At 72.9% G+C, this 24,930-nt stretch carries 21 protein-coding genes and 1 tRNA gene; 10 read left to right on the forward strand and 12 right to left on the reverse strand.

Going from position 1 to position 24,930, the window contains the following annotated elements; all coding sequences use genetic code 11:
• Genes pknB through GRQ65_RS17810 form a run of 7 tightly spaced genes read right to left on the reverse strand, consistent with a single transcriptional unit; the run spans nt 1 to nt 8,958 of the window.
• Entirely contained in the window at nt 1-1,833 is a 1,833-nt protein-coding gene (pknB, locus tag GRQ65_RS17780; RefSeq protein ID WP_160879334.1) for a Stk1 family PASTA domain-containing Ser/Thr kinase, read from the reverse strand.
• Nucleotides 1,830-3,494 carry a serine/threonine protein kinase gene (locus GRQ65_RS17785; protein ID WP_160879335.1) on the reverse strand — a complete coding sequence of 555 codons (1,665 nt, stop codon included), beginning with the start codon at nt 3,492-3,494 and terminating at the stop codon, nt 1,830-1,832. Before GRQ65_RS17785 ends, pknB begins: the two co-directional genes overlap by 4 nt.
• Nucleotides 3,491-4,972, reverse strand: coding sequence for a peptidoglycan D,D-transpeptidase FtsI family protein (locus tag GRQ65_RS17790; RefSeq protein ID WP_160879336.1), 1,482 nt, complete (start codon nt 4,970-4,972; stop codon nt 3,491-3,493). Before GRQ65_RS17790 ends, GRQ65_RS17785 begins: the two co-directional genes overlap by 4 nt.
• Nucleotides 4,969-6,369, reverse strand: coding sequence for an FtsW/RodA/SpoVE family cell cycle protein (locus GRQ65_RS17795; RefSeq protein ID WP_237448457.1), 1,401 nt, complete (start codon nt 6,367-6,369; stop codon nt 4,969-4,971). Before GRQ65_RS17795 ends, GRQ65_RS17790 begins: the two co-directional genes overlap by 4 nt.
• A gap of 20 nt (nt 6,370-6,389) precedes the next feature.
• Nucleotides 6,390-7,697: a protein phosphatase 2C domain-containing protein gene (locus tag GRQ65_RS17800; protein ID WP_160879338.1), complete on the reverse strand. Its 1,308-nt coding sequence runs from the start codon at nt 7,695-7,697 to the stop codon at nt 6,390-6,392.
• 7 nt (nt 7,698-7,704) lie between these two features.
• Nucleotides 7,705-8,190: an FHA domain-containing protein FhaB/FipA gene (locus tag GRQ65_RS17805; protein WP_160879339.1), complete on the reverse strand. Its 486-nt coding sequence runs from the start codon at nt 8,188-8,190 to the stop codon at nt 7,705-7,707.
• 12 nt (nt 8,191-8,202) lie between these two features.
• Nucleotides 8,203-8,958 carry an FhaA domain-containing protein gene (locus GRQ65_RS17810; RefSeq protein ID WP_160879340.1) on the reverse strand — a complete coding sequence of 252 codons (756 nt, stop codon included), beginning with the start codon at nt 8,956-8,958 and terminating at the stop codon, nt 8,203-8,205.
• Nucleotides 8,959-9,145: 187 nt separating this feature from the next.
• Here GRQ65_RS17810 and GRQ65_RS17815 point away from each other — a divergent pair.
• From GRQ65_RS17815 to GRQ65_RS24145, 4 genes are all read left to right on the forward strand, one after another.
• Nucleotides 9,146-9,229, forward strand: a tRNA-Leu gene (locus GRQ65_RS17815).
• A 153-nt stretch (nt 9,230-9,382) separates the two neighbouring features.
• Nucleotides 9,383-13,027 (forward strand): alpha-L-arabinofuranosidase family protein, encoded by a 3,645-nt coding sequence (locus tag GRQ65_RS17820; protein WP_160879341.1) that lies wholly within the window; start codon nt 9,383-9,385, stop codon nt 13,025-13,027.
• Nucleotides 13,024-15,591: an immunoglobulin-like domain-containing protein gene (locus GRQ65_RS17825; RefSeq protein ID WP_160879342.1), complete on the forward strand. Its 2,568-nt coding sequence runs from the start codon at nt 13,024-13,026 to the stop codon at nt 15,589-15,591. Before GRQ65_RS17820 ends, GRQ65_RS17825 begins: the two co-directional genes overlap by 4 nt.
• A 68-nt stretch (nt 15,592-15,659) precedes the next feature.
• Nucleotides 15,660-16,568 (forward strand): AEC family transporter, encoded by a 909-nt coding sequence (locus GRQ65_RS24145; RefSeq protein ID WP_337191841.1) that lies wholly within the window; start codon nt 15,660-15,662, stop codon nt 16,566-16,568.
• Between the two features lie 284 nt (nt 16,569-16,852).
• Here GRQ65_RS24145 and GRQ65_RS17835 read toward each other — a convergent pair whose 3' ends face one another.
• Together GRQ65_RS17835 and GRQ65_RS17840 are read right to left on the reverse strand one after the other, a co-directional pair.
• Nucleotides 16,853-18,190: an MATE family efflux transporter gene (locus tag GRQ65_RS17835; RefSeq protein WP_202388328.1), complete on the reverse strand. Its 1,338-nt coding sequence runs from the start codon at nt 18,188-18,190 to the stop codon at nt 16,853-16,855.
• Nucleotides 18,187-18,534 (reverse strand): hypothetical protein, encoded by a 348-nt coding sequence (locus GRQ65_RS17840; protein WP_337191842.1) that lies wholly within the window; start codon nt 18,532-18,534, stop codon nt 18,187-18,189. Before GRQ65_RS17840 ends, GRQ65_RS17835 begins: the two co-directional genes overlap by 4 nt.
• A gap of 42 nt (nt 18,535-18,576) precedes the next feature.
• On the opposite strand from GRQ65_RS17840, the gene GRQ65_RS17845 reads away from it, so the two are divergent.
• From GRQ65_RS17845 to GRQ65_RS17855, 3 genes are read left to right on the forward strand one after another with little or no spacing between them, the layout of a single operon-like run.
• Nucleotides 18,577-19,599 (forward strand): SDR family NAD(P)-dependent oxidoreductase, encoded by a 1,023-nt coding sequence (locus GRQ65_RS17845; RefSeq protein WP_337191843.1) that lies wholly within the window; start codon nt 18,577-18,579, stop codon nt 19,597-19,599.
• On the forward strand, nt 19,596-20,204 hold the full coding sequence (locus GRQ65_RS17850) for a nitroreductase family protein (RefSeq protein WP_337191844.1): 609 nt from the start codon (nt 19,596-19,598) through the stop codon (nt 20,202-20,204). Before GRQ65_RS17845 ends, GRQ65_RS17850 begins: the two co-directional genes overlap by 4 nt.
• A 4-nt stretch (nt 20,205-20,208) precedes the next feature.
• Nucleotides 20,209-20,751, forward strand: a complete 543-nt coding sequence (locus GRQ65_RS17855; RefSeq protein WP_160879345.1) for an ACT domain-containing protein — start codon at nt 20,209-20,211, stop codon at nt 20,749-20,751.
• Between the two features lie 8 nt (nt 20,752-20,759).
• Here GRQ65_RS17855 and GRQ65_RS17860 read toward each other — a convergent pair whose 3' ends face one another.
• From GRQ65_RS17860 to GRQ65_RS17870, 3 genes are read right to left on the reverse strand one after another with little or no spacing between them, the layout of a single operon-like run.
• Nucleotides 20,760-21,029: a hypothetical protein gene (locus GRQ65_RS17860; RefSeq protein WP_160879346.1), complete on the reverse strand. Its 270-nt coding sequence runs from the start codon at nt 21,027-21,029 to the stop codon at nt 20,760-20,762.
• Complete coding sequence (locus tag GRQ65_RS17865) at nt 21,026-21,463, reverse strand: SCO6045 C-terminal-like domain-containing protein (protein WP_160879347.1); 438 nt, start codon at nt 21,461-21,463, stop codon at nt 21,026-21,028. The genes GRQ65_RS17860 and GRQ65_RS17865 overlap by 4 nt, the downstream gene beginning before the upstream one ends.
• Nucleotides 21,460-22,335 carry an MbnB/TglH/ChrH family RiPP precursor modification enzyme gene (locus tag GRQ65_RS17870; protein WP_237448458.1) on the reverse strand — a complete coding sequence of 292 codons (876 nt, stop codon included), beginning with the start codon at nt 22,333-22,335 and terminating at the stop codon, nt 21,460-21,462. Before GRQ65_RS17870 ends, GRQ65_RS17865 begins: the two co-directional genes overlap by 4 nt.
• A 67-nt stretch (nt 22,336-22,402) precedes the next feature.
• Between GRQ65_RS17870 and GRQ65_RS17875 the strand changes: the two genes are divergently transcribed.
• From GRQ65_RS17875 to GRQ65_RS17885, 3 genes are all read left to right on the forward strand, one after another.
• Nucleotides 22,403-22,900 carry a glutathione peroxidase gene (locus tag GRQ65_RS17875; protein ID WP_160879349.1) on the forward strand — a complete coding sequence of 166 codons (498 nt, stop codon included), beginning with the start codon at nt 22,403-22,405 and terminating at the stop codon, nt 22,898-22,900.
• Nucleotides 22,900-23,418, forward strand: coding sequence for an SRPBCC family protein (locus GRQ65_RS17880; protein ID WP_160879350.1), 519 nt, complete (start codon nt 22,900-22,902; stop codon nt 23,416-23,418). Before GRQ65_RS17875 ends, GRQ65_RS17880 begins: the two co-directional genes overlap by 1 nt.
• A 74-nt stretch (nt 23,419-23,492) precedes the next feature.
• Nucleotides 23,493-24,896 (forward strand): NAD-dependent malic enzyme, encoded by a 1,404-nt coding sequence (locus GRQ65_RS17885; protein WP_337191846.1) that lies wholly within the window; start codon nt 23,493-23,495, stop codon nt 24,894-24,896.
• Nucleotides 24,897-24,930: the final 34 nt, after the last annotated feature.

The raw sequence follows: 24,930 nt of genomic DNA on the forward strand, positions 1-24,930 counted from the left end.
TCACCGCTCCTGGCGCGCCGCGGGCGGGGTCGCCGGGTCGGTCGGGAGCGTGGGCTGAGTCGGATCGGTCGGCGCCGTCGGGGTGGGCGTCGGGGTCGGCGTCGGCGTGGGAGTCGGCTCCGGCGGCTCGTACGTCGACACGAAGAGCACGATCTGCGTGCCCTGCGGCTCGGGCGAGCCGGCGGCGGGGATCTGCTCGGTGATCGTGCCCTTCGGCTCGGTCGACTCGGGGTCGCCCTTGATCGTGTAGTCGAAGCCGGCGCTGGTGATCGCCTGGATGCCGCTCGAGCGGTCGCGCCCGACGACGTCGGGGACCTCCTTAGGCCCCTTGCTGATCGTGACCGTGACGGTCGTGCCCTGGTCGAGGGCCGTGCCGCCCTCCGGATCGGTCGAGAGGACCTGGCCCTGCGGCTCGTCGGACTCGACGCTCTGGAAGTCGGGCGTCAGCTTGGCGTCACGGATCGCGGTGCGCGCCTCGTCCTGACTCGCTCCGACGACGTAGGGCATGTCGACCTGCGGCAGTCCCGAGGAGATGACGATGTCGATCGCGGTGCCCGGGGCGACGAACTGGTCGCGGTTGGGATCCTGGCGCAGGACCGTGTCGACGGGCACCGACTCGTCGGTGTCGTAGTCGCGGTCGCCCACGGTCAGCCCCGCGTCGCCGATGGCCGACTCGGCCTCGGCGAGCGTCAGCCCGACCACGTTGGGCACGGCGACGTCGTCGGGCGGCGACTCGAACAGGCTGCTGCGCAGCGCGAGCACCGCGCCGACGATCAGCGCGAGCACCAGCAGCACGAGCAGGACGATGACGACCGGTCGCGGGCCGCGCCGTTCGTCACGCTCCTCGGGGTAGTAGTCCTCCTCGGGCGGCAGCGGCGGACGCACCTGAGTGGCCTGGGTCGGCGGTGCCGCGACCGGCGGGGGCGCGGCCTCGGGCACCGGCGCCTGCACCGGTCGGCCGGCGAGGTAGCGCTCGATGTCGCTGCGCATCGCCGCCGCCGACTGGTAGCGGTCCTCGACACGCTTGGCCAGCGACTTGAGCACGATCGCGTCGACCTGCGGCGGCAGCCCGGTGTCGTGGTCCGACGGCGGCCGGGCGGGCTCGCGGACGTGCTGGTAGGCGACGGCCACGGGGCTGTCGCCGACGAACGGCGGACGCCCGGTCAGCAGCTCGTAGAGCAGGCAGCCGGCGGAGTAGACGTCGGAGCGCGAGTCGACGGTCTCGCCGCGCGCCTGCTCGGGGGAGAGGTACTGCGCCGTGCCGACCACGGCCGCGGTCTGGGTCATCGTCGACGACGCGTCGCTGATCGCGCGGGCGATGCCGAAGTCCATCACCTTGACGTCGCCGCTGGGGGTCAGCATGACGTTGCCGGGCTTGATGTCGCGGTGGATGATCCCCGCGCGGTGGCTGTAGTCGAGCGCCGACAGCACGCCGCTCGTGATCTCGAGCGCCCGCTCGGGCAGGATCTTGCGACCCTCGCGCAGGATGTCGCGCAGGGTCCGGCCGGCGACGTACTCCATCACGATGTAGGGCTGCGAGACGCCGGAGCCGTCGGCCGCCGGCTCCTCGCCGGTGTCGTAGACCGCGACGATCGCGGGGTGGTTGAGCGAGGCCGCGCTCTGGGCCTCGCGGCGGAACCGCGCCTGGAAGGTCAGGTCGCTCGCCAGGTCGGTGCGCAGCCGCTTGATCGCGACCACGCGCCCGAGCCGGGTGTCGTGGCCCTTGCGCACCTCGGCCATGCCGCCGCGACCGAGCAGCTCGCGCAGCTCGTAGCGCCCGCCCACCAGGGAGCCCTGGGGGGTGCCGCCGGGGGGTGGGGTCTGGCCGCTCACGGGAGCACTCCACTCGTCGGGTCGCTCGTCGGGTCGCTCGTCGGGTCGGTGCGGGGCTTGGGACCGTTGCCGTTGCCCGGGCCGCCGGCGCCGGGGCCGTTGCCGTTGCCGGGTCCGCCGTCGGCCGGACCGTTGCCGTTGCCCGGACCCGCGGGGGTCGTGGTGTCCGTCGGCGTGGGGGTGGGCGTCGGAGTCGGCGTGGGCGTCGGGGTCGGCGTGGGGGTCTCGGTCTCGGGCGGGTCCTCGTAGAACTCCACGGTCACCGTGCTGCCGACCTCCACCTCTCCGGTGGGCGAGACACCCGCCACCGTGTCCGCGTCCTCGTCGCCGGGGTTGTCGACCGAATCCGTCGTCACCTTGAGTCCGAGCGCGCGCAGCGCGTCCACGGCGTCCTGGAGGTCGTCGCCGAGGTAGTCGTCCTCGTCGATCGTGACCGTCTCCGGCGCGGCCGAGCTCGACTCCTCGGTCGGCTCCTCGCTGGGGGTCTCCGACGGCGTCTCGCTCGGCGTCCGCGACGGGGTGGGGTCGGCGGCGGTGTCCGCGGTGTCGTCGCCACCGCCGCGGGTCACGATCACGGCGATCAGCGCGACCGCGGCGATGAGGGCGAGCAGCAGCAGGACGATCGGCCACGGGCTGCGCCGGTCGCGGTCGTCGTACGCCGCGGGCTCGGGCGTGGGGGCGATGTCGACGGGCAGCGGCATCGGCACCGGTCGCGGGGGCACCGCGCCCATCACCTGCGTGCTGTCGACGGGGGCGGCGACCACCTGGGTCGCGGCGAGGTCGGCGTCGGGCCGGCGCAGGGCCTCGGCGAACGCCGCGCCGTCGGGGTAGCGCTCGGCGGGGTCCTTCGACAGCGCGCGTCGTACGACGGCCGCCAGGTCCGAGGGCACGGTGGCGGGCAGGGCCGGCACCGGGTCGTTGAGGTGCGCGAGCGCGGTCGCCACCGGCGACTCGGCGTCGAAGGGACGCCGCCCGACCAGGCACTCGAAGGCCACGACGCCGAGGGAGTAGACGTCGGAGGCGGGGGTCGCGGCGTTGCCGCGCGCCTGCTCGGGGGAGAGGTACTGCGGGGTCCCCATCACCTGGCCGGTGCCGGTGAGGCCGAGGCCGTCGGAGGCGCGGGCGATGCCGAAGTCGGTGATCTTGACCTGGCGCTGCGGGGTGACCATCAGGTTGGCCGGCTTCACGTCGCGGTGCACGATGCCCGCCCGGTGGGCCGCGCCGATCGCGTCGGCGGCCTGCGCCATCAGGTCGGCGGTGACCTCGGGGTCGAGCGGACGCCCGCCGCGCAGCAGCGCGGAGAGCGGCTGTCCGTCGATCAGCTCCATGACCAGGAACGGGCGCGGGACGTCGGAGCCGTCGGCGAGCTGGCGCGACTCGCCGACGTCGTAGACCGAGGCGACGTTGGGGTGGTGCAGCGAGGCCGCGTGGCGGGCCTCGGTCTCGAAGCGCTGGCGGAACAGCGGGTCGTCGGCGTACTCGCTCTTGAGCAGCTTGATCGCGACGACGCGGTCGAGCGAGGTGTCGGTCGCCCGCCAGACCTCGCCCATGCCGCCGGTCGCGATGCGTGCGTCGAGGCGGTAGCGGTGCTGGTCGTCGGCGAAGCGCTCGGGCCGGTCGGCCGGCTGGTCGAGCCCGCCGGTGGAGTCGGAGCCGCTCATCGGATCACCGCCTCCATGACCGCCTTGGCGATGGGGCCGCCGTAGGTGCCGCCGGCGATCTCGCCGCGGTCGATGCCGGCGCTCTGGATGACGACGGCCACGGCGACCTCCGGGTCCTGGGCGGGCGCGAACGAGACGTACCACGCGTAGGGAGGCACGTCGGGGTCACCGCTCTGCGCGGTGCCGGTCTTGCCGGCGACGGTGACGCCCGCGATGGCACCCGGGCTCGCGGTGCCCTCCTCGACGGTCGAGACCAGCAGCTGGGTCAGGCCGTCGGCGACCTCGGGGGTCACGGCCTCGCCGAGCTCCTCCGGCTCTGTCTGGCGCAGCGTCTCGAGCGAGGGCGACTGGATCGAGTCGACGATGTAGGGCCGCATCAGCACCCCCTGGTTGGCGACGGCGGCGGCGACCATCGCCATCTGCAGCGGCGTCGCGCGCACCTCGAACTGACCGATGGCGGACTGGCCCGCCTGCGGCTCGTTGGCGTCGGCCGGGAAGTTCGAGACGGCCTGCGGGCCGAGGTCCTGCAGGTAGCGCTGGTCGAAGCCGAACTTCTCGGCCTGCTCGCGCAAGGCGTCGGCGCCCAGCTCGACGCCGAGGGCGGCGAAGGTCGTGTTGCACGACTCCTCCATCGCCTGGGCGAAGGGGATCTGGTCGGTGCCGCACGAGCGGCCCTCGTTGTCGATCTCCCCGGTGCTGCCGCTCGTCTGGGGCAGCTGGTACGTCGCACCGCCGGGCACCTGCCCGTCGGCGGTGTAGTTCCCGCTCGACAGCGCGGCCGCGGCGGTGACGATCTTGAACGTCGAGCCGGGCGGCAGCGTGGTCTGGATCGCGCGGTTGAGCAGCGGCTCGGTGGGGTCCTGGCTGAGCCGGTCGTAGTCCTCCTGCACGGCGCCGAAGTCGTGGGAGGCGAGCTTGTTGGGGTCGTAGGTCGGCAGCGAGGCCATCGCCAGGATCTTGCCGGTCGCGGGCGCGATCGCGACGACGGAGGCCTCGACGGTGCCGGTGTCGGGGTCCTTCGGCAGCTTCTCCAGGGCGGCGTAGGCGGCGTCCTGGGCGTCGGGGTCGAGGGTGAGCTGCACGTTGCCGCCCTTGCCCGACTTGTTGGAGAGCAGGTCGACGAGCTTGTTGACGAAGAGCAGGTCGTCGTCGCCCGACAGCACGGCGTTCTCGCTGCGCTCGATGCCGGTCTGGTCGTAGAAGCTGAAGTAACCGGTGACGTGGGCGTACTTGAACGGCTGCGGGTAGGTGCGCAGGTAGTCGTACTGGTCGTCGGACTCGACGCTCTCGGCGACCGCCTCGTCGCCGACGAGGATCGCCCCGCGCTGCTGGGAGTAGGCGTCCTCGATGACCCGGCGGTTGAGCGCGTTGTCGTCGTAGTCGCTGGCCTTCCAGTACTGCAGCCAGGTGGCGTTGAGCATCAGCGCCACGAAGAGCAGCAGGCAGAAGATCGCGATGGTGCGGATCGGCTTGTTCATGCGCGGTCCACCATCCTCACCATCTGCGTGGCCTGCTCGTCGGCCTGCTCGTCGCTCGTCTCCGTGCCCGCCATCTCGGGGACCGGCCGGCGGGCCTGGTCGGAGATGCGCAGCAGCAGTGCGGCGATGACCCAGTTGGCGATGAGCGAGGACCCTCCGTAGGACAGGAACGGCGTGGTGAGGCCGGTCAGCGGGATGAGGCGGGTGACGCCGCCGATGACGACGAAGACCTGGAGCGCGACGACCGCCGCGAGACCGGTCGCCATCAGCTTGCCGAAGCCGTCGCGGCAGATCAGCGCCGCGCGCAGCGCCCGCTCGACGATGAGGCCGTAGAGCAGGACGACGGCGATGACGCCGGTGAGCCCGAGCTCCTCGCCGATCGCGCCGATGATGAAGTCGGAGTAGGCGAAGGGCACCCGCTCGGGGCTGCCGCCACCGAAGCCGCGCCCGATCAGCCCGCCCCACGCCATGCCGAACAGCGACTCGACGATCTGGAAGCTGCCCGGCGTCCGGTCGTAGTAGGGCAGCGGGTCGAGCCAGATGTTGACGCGGTTCTGGACGTGGCCGAAGAGCTGGTAGGCCAGGCCTGCGCCGCCGGCGAACAGCAGCGTGCCGACGACCAGCCAGCCGGGCCGCTCGGTCGCGACGTAGAGCATCACCAGGAAGAGGCCGAAGAACAGCAGGCTGGAGCCGAGGTCGCGCTGGAAGACCAGGATGCCGAGGCTGATCAGCCACATGCCGAGGATCGGGCCGAGGTCGCGCCCGCGAGGCAGATCGACGCCGAGCACCCGGCGACCCGCGAGCGCGAGGGCGTCGCGGTGGAGCACGAGGTAGCCGGCGAAGGCGATGACCAGCAGGACCTTGGCGATCTCGCCGGGCTGCAGGCTGAAGGGCCCGACGCCGATCCAGATGCGGGCGCCGTTGATCGTCTTGCCGATGCCGGGGGCGAGCGGCATCAGCAGCAGCACGATCGCCGCGAGACCGCTGGTGTAGGTGAACCGCGCGAGCACCCGGTGGTCGCGCAGCACGATCAGGGTCAGCAGGAACAGCACCACGCCCAGCGTCATCCAGGTCAGCTGCTTCTGCGGCAGTCCGGTGGGGCCCGGGGCCCCGGCGTCGTAGGCGAGCTGCAGGCGGTGGATGACCGCGAGGCCGAGCCCGTTGAGGGCCGTGACGGCGGGCAGCAGCACCGGGTCTGCGTACGGCGCCACGACGCGCACCACGACGTGGGCGACGATCGCGAGACCGGCCAGCCAGCTGCCGTAGCCGATGATGTCGGCCGGCACGCGTCCCTCCACGCCGACGCCGACGGCGGCGTAGGCGCCGATGCCCACGGCCAGTGCGAGCAGGAGCAGGAACAGCTCCGCGCCGCGCCGGCGGCGGTGCACGAACCCCATGACCAACCCTGCCTGCGACATCAGGACGCACCCCCGTCGCTGGTCGAGTCGTCGGCCGACATCTTCTGGGCGAGGCTCTCGACGGTGTCGCGAGCGTCGTCGAGCGAGCCGACGCCGATGCCCTCGCGCACCTTGCCGGCGTCGAAGTCGGAGAGCCGGTCGAGCGTGACGTTGGTGCGCTCGTAGGTGTGCGAGAGCTCCAGGCCGGGCAGCGAGGCGTCGAGGCCGCGGAAGATCACGACCGTCCCGTCCTGCTCGCCGACGTAGTACTGCTGCTGGCTCCACGACCACGCCGTCGCGGCGAGGATCCACAGCGCGCCGACGGCGACGCAGAGCGCGAGCAGCCGCGAGAGCCAGGCGTAGCGGCTCGGCGGGCGGGGGGCGTAGCGGATGGCCTCGGGGTCGGGCGGGTCGCTGGGGATGGCGAAGCCGACGCCCTCGGGGATCTCGGCACGCACCGGCTCGAGCTCGCCGGTGTCGCCGGAGCGGTGCCCGCGGAACAGGCTGGGCGAGCGACCCGACGGACGGGTGCCGCGGGCGCGGCGGGGCATCTCGGCGGCGGCGCCGACGAGGAGGGGTACGGCGGTCGGGTCGGGCTCGCCCTCGACGGCGTCGGCGACCAGGCAGGTGACGTTGTCGGAGCTGCCCGCCTCGAGGCTGGCCCGGACGAGCTCGACGGCGGCGTAGTCGGGGGAGCCGCTGGACAGGATGTCGGCGAGCCGGCCGGCGTCGAGGACGCCGCTCGCGCCGTCGCTGCACAGCAGCACCCGGTCGCCGAGCTGCAGCTCGAGGACGAACAGGTCGGGGTCGAGCTCGTGGGTGCCGTCGATCGCGCGCAGGATGAGGTTGCGGTGCGGGTGCACGCGCGCCTCCTCCTCGGTGATGCGGCCCTCGTCGATGAGGGTCTGCACGAAGGTGTGGTCGTGGGTGAGCTGACGGATCTCGCCGTCGCGGAAGAGGTAGGCGCGGCTGTCGCCGACGTGGCCGAACCCGAGTCGTGCGCCCCCGTCGAACAGAGCGACCACGGCGGTCGTGCTGGTGCCGTCGAGCGAGGGCGTCTCGTCGACGAGGTCGGCGAGCTGGTCGTGGGTGCGGTGCATCGCCATGCTGACCCGGCCCAGCAGGTCGGCGTCGGGCGCCTCGGGCCCGGGCGGGTCCTCCTCGAGGCGGCGCAGCTGCGCGATCGCCGTGCTGGAGGCGATGTCGCCGCGCGCCGCGCCCCCGACGCCGTCGCAGACGGCGATGAGGTGCGGGCCGACGTACCCGGAGTCCTGGTTGTCCTTGCGGACGCGACCCACGTCGGAGATCGCGGAGTAGTCGAGCCTCACCGTGGCTCTACTTCCTCAGCTCGATGATCGTCTTGCCGACGCGGACCTGGGTGCCGAGCGTGATGGTGGTCGGCTGGGTCAGCCGGACGGTGCCGATGTAGGTGCCGTTGGTGGAGCCGAGGTCCTCGACGAACCACTGGTCGCCGGAGGCGGCGATGCGGGCGTGGCGGGTCGAGACGTAGTCGTCGTCGAGGCGGATCTGGGCGTCGTTGCCGCGGCCGATGAGGATCGGGGCCTGGTCGAGCTCGGCGCGCTCGCCGACGTTGCCGCCCTCGGTGACGATGACGTGGGTGGGGCTGCCGCGACGCTTGGAGGGCGCCTTGTCGCGTCCCCGGTCGCGCTTGCGCTCCTTGCGTGCCTCGGCGCCGCGCACCGCCTCCGGCACGCGCGCCCCGAACATGTCGGAGCGGATCACCGAGATCGCCGAGAGCACGAAGATCCACAGGATCGCCAGGTAGGCGATCCGGATGAGGAAGAGAGTCAGCTCAGACATCCGGGCTCCGGCTCAGTAGGCGATCCCGCCGAGTCCGACACCGGGGTGCCCGGGGTCGTCGTCGGAGAGGAAGCGGACCGTCATGGTGGTGTTGCCGATGCGCACCTGGCTGCCGTCGTGCAGCGCGGCGCGGCTGACCTTGTGGCCGTCGACGAGCATCCCGTTGGTCGAGCCGAGGTCGCGCACCTCGATGGTCAGCTCGGTGCCGTCGCGGCCGGTGGCCTGGACGCCGAACTCGATGTGGCGCCGGCTGACGCCGGGGTCGTTGATGCGCAGGTCGGCGTCGGTGCCGCGCCCGACGACGAGGCCGGGCGGGACGAGCGGCTGCTGGGTGCGGTTGACCTCGAGCACCGCCCGGGCGCGGCGCACCTGCGTGTGGGTGGCGTTGCTCTGCACCCGCGCGGCGGCCTTGGACAGGATGCGGAAGCGACCCGTCGTGAGGTCCTCGGTCGCCTCGAAGTCGATGCTGATCGGGCCGGGGAAGACGTAGCCCTGCAGCCGGGCGTGCTCCTCGACCTGGTGCACGAGCTCGTCGGCCAGCGCGCTGTCGAACGGCGCGAGCCGGTCGAGGTCGGTGCGGCTCAGCTCGACGTGGAAGTCGTTGGGCACCATGCGCCGCTCACGGCTGAGGATCTGCGCGTTGTTGTCGCACTCGCGCTGCAGCGCCGCGGCGATCTCGACCGGCTGCACCGCGCTGCGGAAGGCGCGCGCGAAGACGCCGGAGATCATGCTCTCCAGCCGCTGCTCGAACCGCTGCAGACCGCCCACACCCGCCTCCTCTCGTTCGTGCCATCGCCGTCGACCCGTGGCCAGCGCACCCTCCGGCGGGCGCGCCACGACTGTATCGGGGTACCCGACCCCCGTCCGGGACCCACCGTGACGCGGGGCGCAGCTCTGTGGTCCGGCCCCCATTTGGCCGCCCTCTCCGCGCTGGGCTAACCTTGCCAGGCTTCACGCGCGAGTGGCGGAATAGGCAGACGCGCACGGTTCAGGTCCGTGTGCCCGAAAGGGCGTGGGGGTTCAACTCCCCCCTCGCGCACCGTGAGTCACGAAGGCCCCGGATCACCGATCCGGGGCCTTCGTCGTCGTCGGGGGACGCTCGTCGAGAGCGGTCGGGGGTATTGCGCTCTGCCGGTGTGAGCGTTAACACTACGTGTGACCGCCGCCACAGCCTCTCGGACTCGAGGACCCCATGACCCACTCACCGCGCTCTCCCCGCGCTCGTACGGCGGCCCTCGCGGCCGCCGCGCTGCTCACCAGCGGGCTGAGCACCCTGGCCGTGACGGGGGTGGTCGGCACGACCGCCGCACCGGCCGCCGCAGCCGCCGCAGCGACCGTCACCGTCACCGACACCTTCGACGGCACCAGCCTCGACCCGCGCTGGCAGGTGGTCGGCTCGGACCCGGCGACGCTGTCGGTGCAGGGTGGCGCCCTGCGGATCACCGGTCAGCGCGGTGACACCTACCAAGGCGCCAACGACGCCAAGAACCTCGTGATGCTCGACGTGCCGGCCGGCGACTTCACCGCGACGGTGGAGCTGGACGCGGCCGTGGCGAGCACCTATCAGGGCGCGGGGCTGATCGCCTGGCAGGACTGGGACAACTACGTCCGCACCGGCCTGACCTTCGTGGGCAATCTGTCGCCCTCGGGCATCGCGGTCGAGACCGACGTCGAGACCGCGGCGCGGTTCCAGGCCGTGGGCTTCGCCGACCGTCCCGGCTCGCGGACCGAGACGCTGCGCCTGCAGCGGGTCGGCTCGACGCTGACGTCGAGCTACCTCGTGGGTTCCACGTGGACGACGGCGGCCACCACCCAGGTCGGCTTCGACACCACCCAGGTCGGGATGTACGCCTTCGGCTCGACCAGCGGCGCGCCGCTGGCCGCGGCGTTCGACGAGATCACCGTCGAGCACGCCCCCGAGCCCCCGGCCGGCACCGCGACCCTCGCGATCGACGGCGACGGCAAGGGCGTCGACATCGCCGACGACATGTTCGGCATCTTCTACGAGGACATCAACTACGCCGCAGACGGCGGGCTCTACGCCGAGCTGGTGCGCAACCGCTCCTTCGAGTTCAGCACCGCCGACAACGGCTCCTTCACCGGCAAGACGGCGTGGGAGCAGGTCGGCGGGGGTGCGAGTGCGGTCGTGGACGACGCCACGCGGCTGAACGCGATGAACCGCAACCACCTGCGCCTCACCGCGGCCGCGGCGGGTGACGGCGTGCGCAACACCGGCTACAACGCCGGCGTCGCGATCAAGGCCGGCGCGTCGTACGACGGGTCGCTGTGGGCGCGCAGCGCGACGGCCCAGACCCTGAGCGTGGGGGTGCAGAGCACCGCCGGTGCCGCGGTCACCGACGTCGCGGAGCTCAGCCTGCCCGGCACCGACACGTGGACGAAGCTGCCGTTCACCCTCACCGGTGCCACCACGACCGACGCCGGGCGCCTGGTCGTCACCGCCGGGGCGCCGTCGGTCGTCGGGCTCGACATGGTCTCGCTCATGCCGTCCGACCGCTGGGTCGGACCGGTCAACGGCAAGACCGTGCTGCGCAAGGACCTCGCCGAGAAGATCGCGGCGATGGACCCCGGGTTCGTCCGCTTCCCCGGCGGCTGCGTCACCAACGTCGGCACCTTCCGCTCCTACGAGGAGAGCGGCTACACCGACCGCAAGCGCACCTACCAGTGGAAGGAGACCCTCGGACCCGTCGAGTCGCGCCCGACCAACTACAACTTCTGGGGCTACAACCAGTCCTACGGCATCGGCTACCTGGAGTACTTCGAGTTCGCCGAGGACCTCGGCGCCCAGCCGCTGCCCGTGCTCTCGATCGGCGCCAACGGCTGCGGTGGCAGCCGCGCCGACGAGATGCAGAAGGACTCCCCGCTCTTCCAGCGCTGGGTGCAGGACACCGTGGACCTGATCGAGTTCGCCAACGGCGACGCCAGCACCACCTGGGGCGCCAGGCGCATCGCGCTCGGCCACCCGGAGCCGTTCGGGCTGACGTACCTCGGCCTCGGCAACGAGGAGAACAACGACACCTTCGAGAAGAACTTCCCGGCGTTCCGCGACGCGGTGGAGGCGAAGGCCCCCGGCATCCAGATCATCTCCAACTCCGGACCCGACTCCTCCGGCGCGCGCTTCGACACCCTGTGGAAGTTCAACCGCGAGCAGCAGGTCGACCTGGTCGACGAGCACTACTACCGCGACCCGGCCTGGTTCTACGCCAACAACCGGCGCTACGACGCCTACCCGCGCACCGGACCCAAGGTGTTCCTCGGCGAGTACGCCTCCCGCGGCAACAACCTGGCCAACGCCCTCTCCGAGGCGTCGTACATGACGGCCCTGCAGCGCAACGCCGACGTCGTCCGGCTCGCCTCCTACGCGCCGCTGCTCGCCAACGAGGACCACGTGCAGTGGAACCCCGACGCGATCTGGTTCGACAACGACCAGTCGTGGGCGCGCCCGCCGTGGCATGTGCAGACGATGTTCGGCCAGGACCCGGGCACCTCGACCGTGCCCAGCACCCTCACCGCGAGCGGCAACCCCGTCTCGCCGGTGAAGGGCGGGGTCTTCCTCTCGACCTGGAACACCGCGGCGTCGTACGACAACGTCAGGGTGACCGACAACGCCACCGGCGCGACGCTGTTCTCCGACTCCTTCGACGACGCGTCCGGCACCGCGTCGAAGTGGCGCCCGCAGGCCGGGTCGTGGGCGGTCAGCGGCGGTGCCTGGACCCAGTCCTCGACCACCCAGACCGACGCCCGCAGCATCGTCGACGGTGCCTACACGAAGGGCTGGACGGACTACACCCTCGAGCTCGACGCGAAGAAGACCGCCGGGCAGGAGGGCTTCCTGATCGGCTTCGGAGCCCAGGCGACCGACGACTACTACTGGTACAACCTCGGCGGCTTCGCCAACTCGCGCTCCCTGCTGGAGCGGGCCACCGCGGCCGGCAAGAGCGAGGTGGCGGCACCCGCCGTCGCCGGCGGCACCCAGAGCGTCGAGACCGGCCGCACCTACCAGGTGAAGATCGTCGTCTCCGGGCCCCAGGTCGTCGTCTACCTCGATGGCGTGGAGCAGCTGCGCTACGACTCCTCGGCGCTGTCGCAGACGATGTACGAGGTCGTCACCCGCGACGCCGACGCCGGCACCATCACCGCCAAGGTGGTCAACAACTCGGCGCGGCCGGTCGCGACCCGGGTCGTCACCTCCGACGTCTCGCTCGCCCCGACCGCCCGGGTGACCACCCTCGCCGGCGCCCCGGGAGCGACCAACACCAAGGCCGACCCCGACCGCATCGCGCCGGTCGAGACGACCGTCGACGGCGTCGACAACGACTTCACCTACACGTTCGCGCCCTACTCGGTGACGTTCGTGACCATGACGCAGACCGGGCTCCTGCCCGGCCAGCCCACGACGCCCACCCCGTCCCAGCCCACGGCCCCGGCCACCCCGGCCACCCCGACCCAGCCCACCACCGGCCAGGCGCCCGCCGCCGCACCCACCAGCGTCGTCGTGGCGGCGCCGCGGAAGGCGAAGGTCGGCACCCGCCCGACCGTCTCCGTCACCCTCGCGCCGGCTCCGTCGGGCAGCGCGGTCGCCACGGTCACCGTGGTCCGCACGGTGGTCCGCTGGGTCGACGGCAAGAAGAGGAAGAAGGAGAAGACCGTGCTCGTCCGCCAGGTCCCCGTCGTCGGAGGCGTCGCGACGCTGCGGCTGCCCAAGCTGAAGGCAGGCACCCACACCGTCACCGCGTCGTACGCCGGCCCGAGCGGCCAGCTCACCGACGTCACGAAGGTGAAGGTCCGTCCCTCGAAGCAGAAGGGTGGTCGCTCGTGAGCACCCGACGCTCGGGCCACCGCCCGCTGCGCACCAGCGCCACGGTGGGCGTCGTCGCCCTCGCCGTCGCGGCCGGCACCGCCGCCGTGACGGCCGGAGGCGCCGCCACCGGCGCGGTCGACCCCACCGCGGGCCTGCTGGCGTCGTACGAGCTCGACCAGACGTCGGGCACGGTCGTCGAGGACTCCTCCGGCCACGACCGCGACGCCGCGGTCGTCGGCTCGCAGGGCTGGTCGGCCACCGGCGAGGACGGGTTCACCTTCACCGGCGGCGGCAACAGCTCCGGCAACGGGATCCGGCTCCCCGACGATCTGCTCAAGGGTCAGGACCAGGTCACGGTCGACATGGACGTCTGGGTCGACCCCACGCTGTCGGGCAACTGGTTCCTGTTCAACCTGGGCAACTACACCAGCTACCCCAACGGCTCGGGCTACCTCTTCGTGACCGGCGAGGACGCCCAGGGGCAGTACCGCGGCACGATCGCCGAGAGCGGCTACGCCAGCGAGCAGCGCATCAGCCGCGCCGGCGCGCTCGCGAAGGGCACCTGGAAGCGCGTCACCTTCACCGTCGACGGCGGCACCGTCGCCGACCCCGGCGAGGCCAAGCTCTACGAGGACGGCCGGCTGGTCGCCAGCAGCGCCGTCACCACCTCGCCGGCCCGCCTCGGTGAGCCCGACGGCTCGACCGTGGCGAACTGGCTCGGCCGCTCGGCGTACCGCAACGACCTGTCGTTCGAGGGCAGGATGCGCGACGTCTCGATCTGGTCCACCGCGCTCACCGAGCAGCAGGTCGCCCAGGGCTCGTGCTTCGGCGCGGCCGACGCGGCGTCCGCGGTCGTCGTGCCGAACGCGGACGACGTCCGCGGCAACATCACCCTGCCGGCCGAGGGCCCGTTCGGATCCACGCTGACCTGGGCCTCCAGCGACCCGGCCGTCGTCACCACGACCGGTGAGGTGACCCGACCCGCCACCGGGTCGGCCGCGAAGAAGGTCGACCTCACCGTCACCGCGACCCTGGGCGGTCGCAGCGCCACCCGCACCATCCCGCTGACGATCCGCCCGGCACCCGCCGCGCTCGACCCCGAGGGCTACGCGTTCGCCTACTTCACCGGCGAGGGCGCCGGCGGCGAGCGGATCTTCATGGCCGGCAGCCAGGGCGACCAGCCGCTGGCCTACGACGTCCTCAACAAGGGCGAGCCGATCCTCACCTCGACCCTCGGCGAGCGCGGCGTGCGCGACCCGTTCCTGCTGCGCTCCCACGAGGGCGACCGCTTCTTCCTGCTCGCCACCGACCTGAAGATCGACGGTCGCGGCGGCAACGGGTTCGCCACGGCGCAGGAGAACGGCAGCAAGAGCCTCATGGTGTGGGAGTCCACCGATCTCGTCACCTGGTCGGCCCAGCGCGAGGTGAAGGTCTCCAGCGACTTCGCCGGCAACACCTGGGCCCCGGAGGCCTACTACGACGAGGCCGCCGGCGAGTACGTCGTCTACTGGGCCTCGGCGCTCTACCCGACGCCCGCCACCGGCGAGCACGCCATCGGGAACTCCTACCAGCGGATGGTCTACGTCACGACCCGCGACTTCACGACCTTCTCCGAGCCGAGGATCTGGATCGACGTCAGCCGTGGCAGCGGTCGCGGCATGATCGACGCGACCGTCGTCCGAGACGGCGGGACGTTCTACCGCGTGGTCAAGGACGAGGCGTCGATGACCGTCCGCCAGGAGGTCTCGCCGTCGCTGCGGGCCACCGTCACCGGCTCCCTGCCGACGACCACGTCGCCCGAGAGCGGCTGGCGCCTGGTCAAGGAGCAGATCGGGGTCGGCCAGCCCAACCCGTGGGGCGGCACCTTCACCAACGGTGAGGGACCGACCGTGTTCCGCGACAACGACGTGGCGAACCGGTGGTACCTGCTCGTCGACCAGCCCAGCTACCACGGCGGTCAGGGCTACCTCGCCTTCACGACCGACAGCCTGGCCACCGCCGACTGGAGGTCCGTCCCCGAGGCGAAGCTGCCCGCCAGCCCCCGCCACGGCACGGTGGTCCCGGTCTCCGCCGCCGAGCTCGCGGCGATGAGGACGGCCTACCAGGGTGGCCCGGCGAAGCAGGCGAGCGCGCCCGCGGTCTCCTGGCCGACCAGCGGCACCGGGTGCGGCACCGAGCCGACGACGGACCCGACCACGGACCCGACGACCAGCCCGACGACCAGCCCGACGCAGTCGACCTCGCCGACCCAGCTGCCGGCGAGCCCGCAGGTCAGCCCCACCCAGGCTGCAGCGCCGACAGTCTCGCTCACCGCACCCCGCCGGCTCACCACCAGCAAGCGGGCGAAGGTCACGCTGACGCTGAGCGCGAGCGCCGCCGGCAACCGCACCGTCACGCTCACCCTGAAGAAGGGCAAGCGCACGGTGGTCACGCGTCAGGTCGTGGTCAGCGGCTCGACCGCGACGCTGAAGCTGCCACGGCTGACGAGAGCCGGGCGCTACACCCTCACCGCGACGTACGCCGACGCCGCCGGCTCCGGCAGCGACGCGGTGACGCTCAGGGTGAAGGGGAAGCGCCGCTGAGCCCGACCGCCTGACCGCCGACCCGGCGGACACACCTACGCTCCTGGAGTGATCCGAGAGTGACAGGGGTGTTCGCCGGGTTCGCGACGATCGCGGTCGTCATCGGCGCGGGGATGCTCCTGGCCCACCTGCGCATCGTCGACACCGCAGGCCAGCGCACGCTGAGCGCGGTGGCGTTCTACCTCGCCAGCCCGGCCCTGCTCTTCACGGTGCTGCTCGACAGCGACCTGGGCCGGGTCTTCTCCGGCAACGTCGTCGCGATCGTCGGCGGCGTCGTGGTCACGGCGCTCGTGACGCTCCTCGTCGCCGTCCTGCGCCGCGAGGAGCTCGGCCGCACGGTCATCGCGACCATGTGCTCGTCGTACTGCAACGCCGGCAACCTCGGGCTGCCGATCGCGGCCTACGTGCTCGGCGATCCGGCGCTGATCGCGCCGGTGCTGCTGCTGCAGCTGCTCGTGCTGCAGCCGCTCGCGCTCGCCGTGCTCGACGTCGCGGTCAGCCCGGTGCGGCTGTCGGTCGCGAAGGTGCTGAGCCGGCCGCTGCGCAACCCGATCACCGTCGGCAGCCTGCTCGGACTGCTCGTCGCGCTCAGCGGCGTCGAGGTCCCGCGTGCCGTGGTCGACCCGCTCGAGCTCATCGGCGGGATGGCGGTGCCCGCGATGCTGCTGGCGTACGGCGTGGCGCTGCGGCTGGGTCCGCTGCCCGGTCGCGGGGTGGCCCCGGGCGACCTCGGCCTCGCGGTGGGGCTCAAGCTCGTGCTCCAGCCGGTCGCGGCGTACGTCGTGGGGCGGCTCATCGGCCTCGACGACGCCTCGCTGCTCGCGGTCACCGTCATCTCCGCGCTGCCGACGGCGCAGAACGTCTTCGTGATCGCGACGCGCTACGACCGCGGCACGCTGCTGGCCCGCGACGCGATCTTCGTCAGCACGCTCGGCTGCGTGCCGGTCGTCACCGGCGCCGTCGCGCTGCTGGCCTGACGCCGGGCCGGGCCGGACGCACGAGCGCCCCGGACCGAGGGGATCCGGGGCGCTCGTGGGCTCAGGACTGGCGAGCGACCCACCGCACGTGCGGCGGGTTGAAGGCCTCGAGGGTGTAGGAGTCGAAGCGGCGCCAGAGCTGCTTGATGGTCTGCATGGGGTGCCTCCGGTGATGGGGAAGGTGGAGCGTCGGTCAGGGGCACGTCGTCGTGCACTTCCAGGGTGAGGGCTCGATTGGATCGATCCAAGGCCTGGGCGCGGTGGGCCTGGTCACGAGACGGCCGTCACGCTCCGGTGACCATCCAGGCATCGGTGCGCTGACGGCGCAGCAGCACGACGAGCCGTGCGCCCATGAAGACGCCGGCGAACGCCGCCCAGACCGCGACCAGCCCGCCGACCGTCGTGGCGAGCAGCAGCACGACGGGGGCGTAGACGAGGAGCACCACCAGCCCGGCGCGCGCGAGGTAGCGCCCGTCGCCGGCGCCGATGAGCACCCCGTCGAGCACGAACACCACCCCCGCGACCGGCTGGCCCAGCGCGGCGACGAGCAGCACCGGCACGAGCAGGTCGCGCACCGCCCCGTCGCCGGTGAACAGCACCCCGAGGACCGGGCTCGCGGCCGCCAGCAGCACCCCCGTCACCACCCCGCTGACCACCCCCCACTGCACCATCCGCCGGGTGACCGCCCGGGTGCCGGCGACGTCGCCGGCGCCGAGGTAGCGGCCGGTGATCGCCTGGGCGGCGATCGCGATCGCGTCGAGCACGAACGACAGGAACGTCCACAGCGTCAGGGCGAGCTGGTGGGTCGCGAGGTCGACGTCGCGGGCCGCGTCGCCGCCGGCGCCGACCGGGCCCAGCGTGACGGCGTACGTCGTGACGAGGAACGCCGCCCGCAGCGTGAGGGTCCGCACGACCAGGGGCACGCCGGCGCGGGCGGCCGCGCGGATGCCGGCGGTGTCGGGGCGCAGGGGCGCGCCGTGGCGCCGCGCCCCGCGCACCACCACGACGAGGAACGCCGCGGCGCAGGCGAGCTGCGCGACGACGGTGCCGACCGCCGAGCCGGCCAGACCCAGGCCGGCGGGGTAGACGAGGACGACGTTGAACACGATGTTGAGCAGCGCCCCGGCGACCGCGACCACCAGCGGGGTGCGGGTGTCCTGCAGGCCCCGCAGCACCCCGGTGCTGGCCATGACGACGAGCAGCGGGACGGTGCCGAGCACGGAGATGCGCAGGTAGGTCGTCGCGAGGTCGCCGACCTCCGCGCCGACCCCGAACAGCCCGACGAGCCAGCCGCTCAGCACCACCCCGGCGACGGTCGCGACGAGGCCGATGAGCACGGCCAGCCAGACCCCGTCGACGCCCTGGGCGAGCGCCCCGCGGGTGTCACCGGCCCCGATGCGCCGCGCGACGCTCGCCGTCGTGCCGTAGGCGAGGAACACGCACAGCCCGACCACGGTCTGCATGACGACCGCCGCGATGCCCTGGGCGGCGAGCTCGGGCGTGCCGAGGTGACCGACCACCGCCGCGTCGGAGAGCAGGAAGACCGGCTCGGCGACCAGCGCCAGGAACGCCGGGACACCGAGCCGCCGGATCTCCCGGTCGTGCTCGGTCCAGCGGATCAGCGGACGACCAGCGCGACGCCCACGACGCCCGGGAGCAGGCCGAGCAGCAGCCACGGCGAGAGGACCCGCTGACGGTGGATGACCAGCCCGACGGCGACCGCGATGACGCCGAACGCCGCCGCGATCGCGCAGAGGCCGATCTGGGAGACCCGGTCGTCGGGGGCGAGGAAGTAGGCCGCCACGACGAGGCCGACCGAGAGGTGCAGGATCGTGGTGACCGCGAGCACCGAGACGACCCAGCGCTGCACCCGGCTGAGCTGCGCGTCGTTGACGGGCCGGACCGGGTTGGCCGGGTCCATCAGGTGCCGGCGGCGAGGGGCCGGACGACTCGGGGTGTCCTCCACGCCCCCCAGTCTCCTCCTCGCCGAGCGGGTACCGAAAAGCCCGTGGACGTGATCTCTGCCCGCTCGCGCGTCGGCTCCGTCGTCGACACGCTCCTCGACCGCACCGTGGTGCTCGGCTTCGGCAGCACCGGTGCGGCCGTCCGTCGCCGCCTCGGCGGACCGGTCTGGCCGGCTGACCCGGCCCCCGACGCGCTGGTCGGCGAGCGCGTCCTGGTGACCGGGGCGACCTCCGGCATCGGCGAGGCGATGGGCCGCTCGTTCGCCGACCTCGGGGCGTCGGTGCACCTCCTCGGCCGCAACACCGACAAGCTGGCCGGGGTCGCTGCCGAGCTGCGCCGGGCCGTGCCGAACGCCGAGGTCGTCGAGGAGGTCTGCGACGTCGGCGACCTCGACGCGGTGACGGCGTGGGCCGACGACTTCGCCGCGCGGGTGCCGGCCCTGCACGGGCTCGTCCACAACGCCGGCACGATGACCGCCGAGCGCGAGGAGAGCGCCCAGGGCCACGAGCTGAGCCTGGCCGTGCACGTGCTGGGTCCGCACCTGATGACCTCGCGGTTGCGCGAGCGGCTGGTCGCCGGACCGGCCTCGGTGGTCTGGGTCAGCTCCGGCGGCATGCTCGGCGCGGGTCTGGCGAGCGACCCCGACGCGATCGAGTCCCGCCGCGGCGCGTTCAATGGCGTCCAGGCCTACGCCCGCACCAAGCGGATGCAGGTCGTGCTCGCCGACGCGTGGGCGCACGAGCTCGACGCCACGGGCGTGCGCGTCGAGAGCATGCACCCGGGCTGGGCCGCCACCCCCGGCGTCACCAGCCACCTCCCGGCGTTCGCCCGCATCACCGGACCGGTGCTCCGCGACGCGCGCGAGGGCGCCGACACGGCGGTCTGGCTGGTGGCCACCCGACCCGAGTCGCACAGCCCGCACTTCTGGCACGACCGGGCCCAGCGCACGACGACGCTCGGTTGGCAGCGACCCGAGGACCCCGACGCCGTACGCCGGCTGCTGACCTACGTCACCGGCGCCACCGGCACCGCGCCGTTCCGCGCGCTGGCAGGCTCGACAGCGTGAGCGACCCCATCGATCCCTCCCAGGCACGGTTGGCCGAGCCGATGCGCTCGCGCTGGAGCCCGAGCGTCTTCGACGCGAGCCACGAGCTCGACGACGGCGAGCTCGCGCTGCTGCTCGAGGCCGCCCGGTGGGCGCCGACCTGCGGCAACGCCCAGCCCGCGCAGTTCCTGGTCTGCCGGCGCGGGGACGAGGCGCACCAGGTGCTGGTGCGCCACCTCTCGCGCGGCAACACCGGCTGGGTGCCGCGCGCGTCGGCGGTGCTGCTGGTCGGTGCGCAGATCGCCCCCGACGAGAGCGGCGAGGGTGGCTACAAGCCGTTCCACGCCGACTACGACACCGGCCAGGCCGTCGCGCACCTGACGCTGCAGGCCGTCGCCAGCGGGTTGGTCTCCCACCAGTTCGCGGGCTTCGACCACGACGCCGTCGCCGCCGAGCTCGGCGTGCCCGACCACGTGCGGCTGCTCGCCGGCATCGCGGTGGGCGTGCCCGGCGATCCCGCCGAGGTGTCCGAGCGCGACGCCGAGCGCGAGTCGAAGCCACGCCGGCGCCGACCGCTCGAGCGCACGGCGTACGCCGGCCGCTGGGGCCGGCCCTGGCTAGCCTGACCCCGTGACCACCCTGGTGCTGACCGTCATCGGCGACGACCGACCGGGGCTGGTCTCGGCCCTGTCCGCCCCCATCACCGCGGCGGGCGGCAGCTGGGAGCGCAGCCAGATGGCGCGCCTCGGCGGCAAGTTCGCCGGCATCCTGCTGGTGACGGTGGCCGCCGACCGCGCCGACGCCCTGGCCGCCGAGCTCACCGCCCTCGGCGACGAGCACGGTCTGCAGGTCGTGCTCGAGGGCGCGGGTGCGGCCGAGCAGCCCGAGGAGCCTGAGGAGCCCCAGGAGCAAGGAGCCCCGGTGCGGTTCGGGCTCGAGCTGCTCGGCGACGACCGCCCCGGCATCGTCGCCGAGATCTCCGCCGCGCTCGCCGAGCACGGCGTGAGCATCGAGGAGCTGACCACGGGGGTCCGCGACGCCCCGATGGCCGGCGGCACGATGTTCGAGGCGCGCGCGACGCTCGCCGCTCCGGGCGACGTCGACACCGACGCCCTGCGCAGCCGGCTCGAGGAGCTCGGCGACGAGCTGATGGTCGAGATCAGCCTCGGCTGACCGCTCAGCTAGTTCCCGCCGCCGCAGCCGCCGCCCCCGCAGGACGAGCCGCACGACGAGCCGCACGACGACCCACCGCCCGAGTCGTGGTGACCGCCGCCGTGGTGGGCGCCGGAGTCGGAGCCGCCGGCGAACCAGCCCGCCGAGCCGCCGTCCGACCCACCGCTCCAGCGGGACCGGCGCCGGGCCGGCGTGCGGGTGGCCTGGATGATGCCGAGGAAGAGCAGGATCCCGGTCACCGGGATCGCGATGGCGATGAGGGCGGTGGCGACGTTCATGTCGGACTCCTGTCGGTGGTGGGTTCGCGACGTCGACGCTGGGTGAGGCGCAGGACGGAGTCGCGCAGCCTCACCAGGAGGACGCGCCGGCCGTCGATCCGGATCCACGCCACCCGGCGGGCGCCGTCGTGGACCTCGAGCAGGCGCAGCCCGTCGGGGTCGGTGCGGGCCAGCGAGGCGGCGAAGCCGCGCACGTCGTCGTGGGCGCAGCCCTCGGCCGGGTGCGCTGCGGCCCAGGCGTGGAACCGGTCGCGCCAGCCCGGCAGCTGCGCGAGCTCGGGGGCGACGTGGAGGGCCGCGGCGCTGCGCCGGCGGTGCAGGACCCGCGTCGTCGCGGCGCTGCCGACCGGGTCGAAGCCCGCCGGCACCCGCCCGGCCAGCAGGTCGTCGAGCACCTCGCGCTGACGCCGGGCCAGCGTCTCGCGGGCGGTCACGTCGGCACCCGTCCGGTCGCGCTCGCCAGGGCACCCTCGACCCGGTCGAGCTCGGGACCGACGGTGGCGGGGGAGACGTCGGAGTCGCGCTCGAGCATCACCCCGGGCAGCGGCAGCCGCGCCTCGCCGTACGCCGCGACGAGGGTGGTGAGCAGCGCCAGCACCGGGTCGGGGACGGGGTGGGCGTGGGTGTCGAGGTAGAGCCCGTCCTCCCAGGTGCCGCCGGCGACGTGGACGTAGGAGACCGCCTCGAGCGGGAAGCGGCGCAGCTCGGCGAGCGGGTCGGTGCCGCGGGCGGTCGCGCTGGCGAACAGGTTGGCGACGTCGAGCACCAGTCCGCACCCGGTGCGCTCCACGAGCCCGGTGAGGAACGCCGGCTCGTCGAGCTCGTCCTCGGGCCAGGAGACGAGCGCGGCGACGTTCTCGAGGGCCAGTGGGACCGGCAGCTGGGCCTGCGCCTCGCGCACGTTGTCGACGAGCACGGCCAGCGCGTCACGGGTGCGCGGCGGCGGCAGCAGGTGACCCGCCTCGAGCACGTCGCCGTGGAGTGCGTCGGCGCTCCCGGCCGCCCGCACGAACGCCGCGTGCTCGCTCACCAGCGGGCTGCCCACCGTCCCGGCGACGGCGGCCAGCCGGGCGAGACGTCCGGCGTCGGGGCGCTCGGCGCCGGCGAGCCCGAGCGTGACGCCGTGCGTCACGACCGGCAGCCCGGCGTCGTGCAGGGCGACGACGGCGGCGGGGGGTGCGGTCGGCTCGACGTTCTCGGCGACGACCTCGACGAAGCCGAGCCGACCCGCCCGGGCCCGGTCGGCGAGCAGGCCGGCGACCGGGGTGCGCCACCCCGCGCCGACGCCGGCCACGGCCCTGCTCATGCAGGCAGTGTGCGCCTGCGAGGCCCTGATCACACCCCCGTACCCCCGGACCGGGTACTGCCGTTGCATGTCCGTGACCGAGCCCAGCACTCTCGCCGACTTCCACGCCACCTCGCTCGACGGCCGCGACGTCGACCTCGCCGACTACGCGGGCCGGGTCGTGCTCGTCGTCAACACCGCCTCCCAGTGCGGCTTCACCCCGCAGCTCGAGGGCCTGCAGACGCTGCAGGAGCAGTACGCCGACCAGGGGTTCACGGTGCTCGGCTTCCCGTGCGACCAGTTCGGTCACCAGGAGCCGGGCACCGCCGACGAGATCGGCGCGTTCTGCCAGAAGAACTACGGCGTCGAGTTCCCGATGTTCGCCAAGATCGAGGTCAACGGCGACCACGCGCACCCGCTCTACGACTGGCTGCGATCGCAGAAGGGCGGCCTGCTCGGCAGCAAGATCAAGTGGAACTTCACCAAGTTCCTGATCGGCAGGGACGGGCGGGTCCTCGACCGCTACAGCCCGACGACGAAGCCGGAGAAGATCGCCGGCGACATCGAGAAGGCCCTGCGCGCCTGATGGCGTCGTTCACCGCGGGCAAGCACGCCGAGGCGGTCGTGCGTGCCTCGCAGCAGGAGATCTGGGACGTGCTGCGCGACCCCGACCTGATGGCGCGCTTCACGCCGTTCCTGCAGTCGATCACGGAGACCCGCTCCGGTGAGGGTGGCGGTGAGACCGTCCACTGGGTCTGGCAGATGACCGGACTGGACGTCCCGGGGATCGACCTCAAGCCGCGCTTCACCGAGAAGATGGTCTTCGCCGAGCCCGACCGGATCGACTTCACCCACGACCCGCCCACCGACGCGGGCGCGAAGGCGGAGAAGGCGAGCGTCGAGGGGTGGTACGAGCTCAGCCCGGCCGACGACGTGGAGCCCGGCGCGACCAACCTGGTCATCGACCTGCAGATCACCGTCGACCTGCCCGTGCCCAAGGTGGCCGGCGGGGTCGTGCGCACCGCGATGGCGCGGGTCGTCGACCAGATGGGCGACCGGTTCTCCGCCAACCTGCTGAAGCACCTCGGCACCACGCAGGTCTGAAGCCAGGTCCGACCACAACGACCACAAGGTCTCATTACTTGCCCGTAACGCGGGCGACCCAGGACAGTGGTGCGGTGGCCGTCACTGCGTCGTCGTACTCGATCACCATGCGCCTGCACACGGCGCCCGACCACGGGGTCGTGGGCCAGGTCGCGACCGCGATCTCATCGGCCGGAGGCGTCGTCACGGCGATCGACGTCGTGGACTCGATGGCCGAGCGCCTCGTCCTCGACGTCACCTGCTCGGCCGGGGACGCCGACCACGCCAAGCAGCTCGAGACGGCGGTCGACGCGCTCGACGGCGTCGAGGTCTACAAGGTCAGCGACCGGACGTTCCTGCTGCACATCGGCGGCAAGATCGAGGTCTCCTCGAAGGTGCCGCTGCGCAACCGCGACGACCTGTCGATGGCCTACACCCCCGGCGTCGGGCGGGTCAGCATGGCGCTGGCCGAGAACCCCGACGACGTGCGCCGCCTGACCGTCAAGGGCAACAGCGTCGCCGTCGTGACCGACGGCTCGGCGGTGCTCGGTCTCGGCAACATCGGCCCCGGTGCCGCGATGCCGGTGATGGAGGGCAAGGCGGCCCTGTTCAAGCGGTTCGCCGACATCGACGCCTGGCCGATCTGCCTGGCCAGCCAGGACACCGACGAGATCGTCAAGGCCGTCGAGATGATCGCGCCGGGCTTCGGCGGCATCAACCTCGAGGACATCGCCGCCCCGCGCTGCTTCGAGATCGAGCGCCGGCTGCGCGAGTCGCTCGACATCCCCGTCTTCCACGACGACCAGCACGGCACCGCCATCGTGGTGCTCGCCGCCCTGACCAACGCGCTGCGCGTGGTGCAGAAGGACCTCACCTCGGCCCGCGTCGTCGTCTCCGGCGCCGGCGCCGCCGGCACCGCCATCGTGACGCTGCTGCTGGCCGCGGGGCTGAGCGACGTCGTGGTCGTCGACCGCGAGGGCGCGCTGTGCGAGGGCGACGACAGCCTCTCGCCCGCCCACACCACGCTCGCCTCGCAGACCAACCCCCGCAAGGTCACCGGCGGTCTCCAGGACGTCCTGGTCGGCGCCGACGTCTTCATCGGCGTCAGCGCCCCCGGCATCCTCAAGCCCGAGTGGATCGGCGACATGGCCGAGAAGCCCGTCGTCTTCGCCCTGGCCAACCCCGACCCCGAGGTCGACCCCGGCGAGGCCGAGAAGTACGCCGCCGTCGTCGCCTCGGGCCGCTCGGACTACCCCAACCAGATCAACAACGTGCTGGCCTTCCCCGGCGTCTTCCGCGGTCTGCTCGACGCCCGCGCCCACGAGATCACCATCGACATGCTCCTGCGGGCCGCGACGGCGATCGCGCTGGTCGTCAAGGACGAGGAGCTGAACCCCAACTTCATCATCCCGACGGTGTTCAACATGGACGTCCCGAAGGCCGTGGCCGCCGCCATCCGCGGCACCAACCCGGCCCCCACGGGCAGCGCCGCCGACTGACCTCTCGTCGGGTGGTTTCGAGACACGACTTCGT

The sequence above is a fragment of the Nocardioides flavescens genome (genome assembly GCF_009823805.1).
GTDB lineage: Bacteria > Actinomycetota > Actinomycetes > Propionibacteriales > Nocardioidaceae > Nocardioides > Nocardioides flavescens.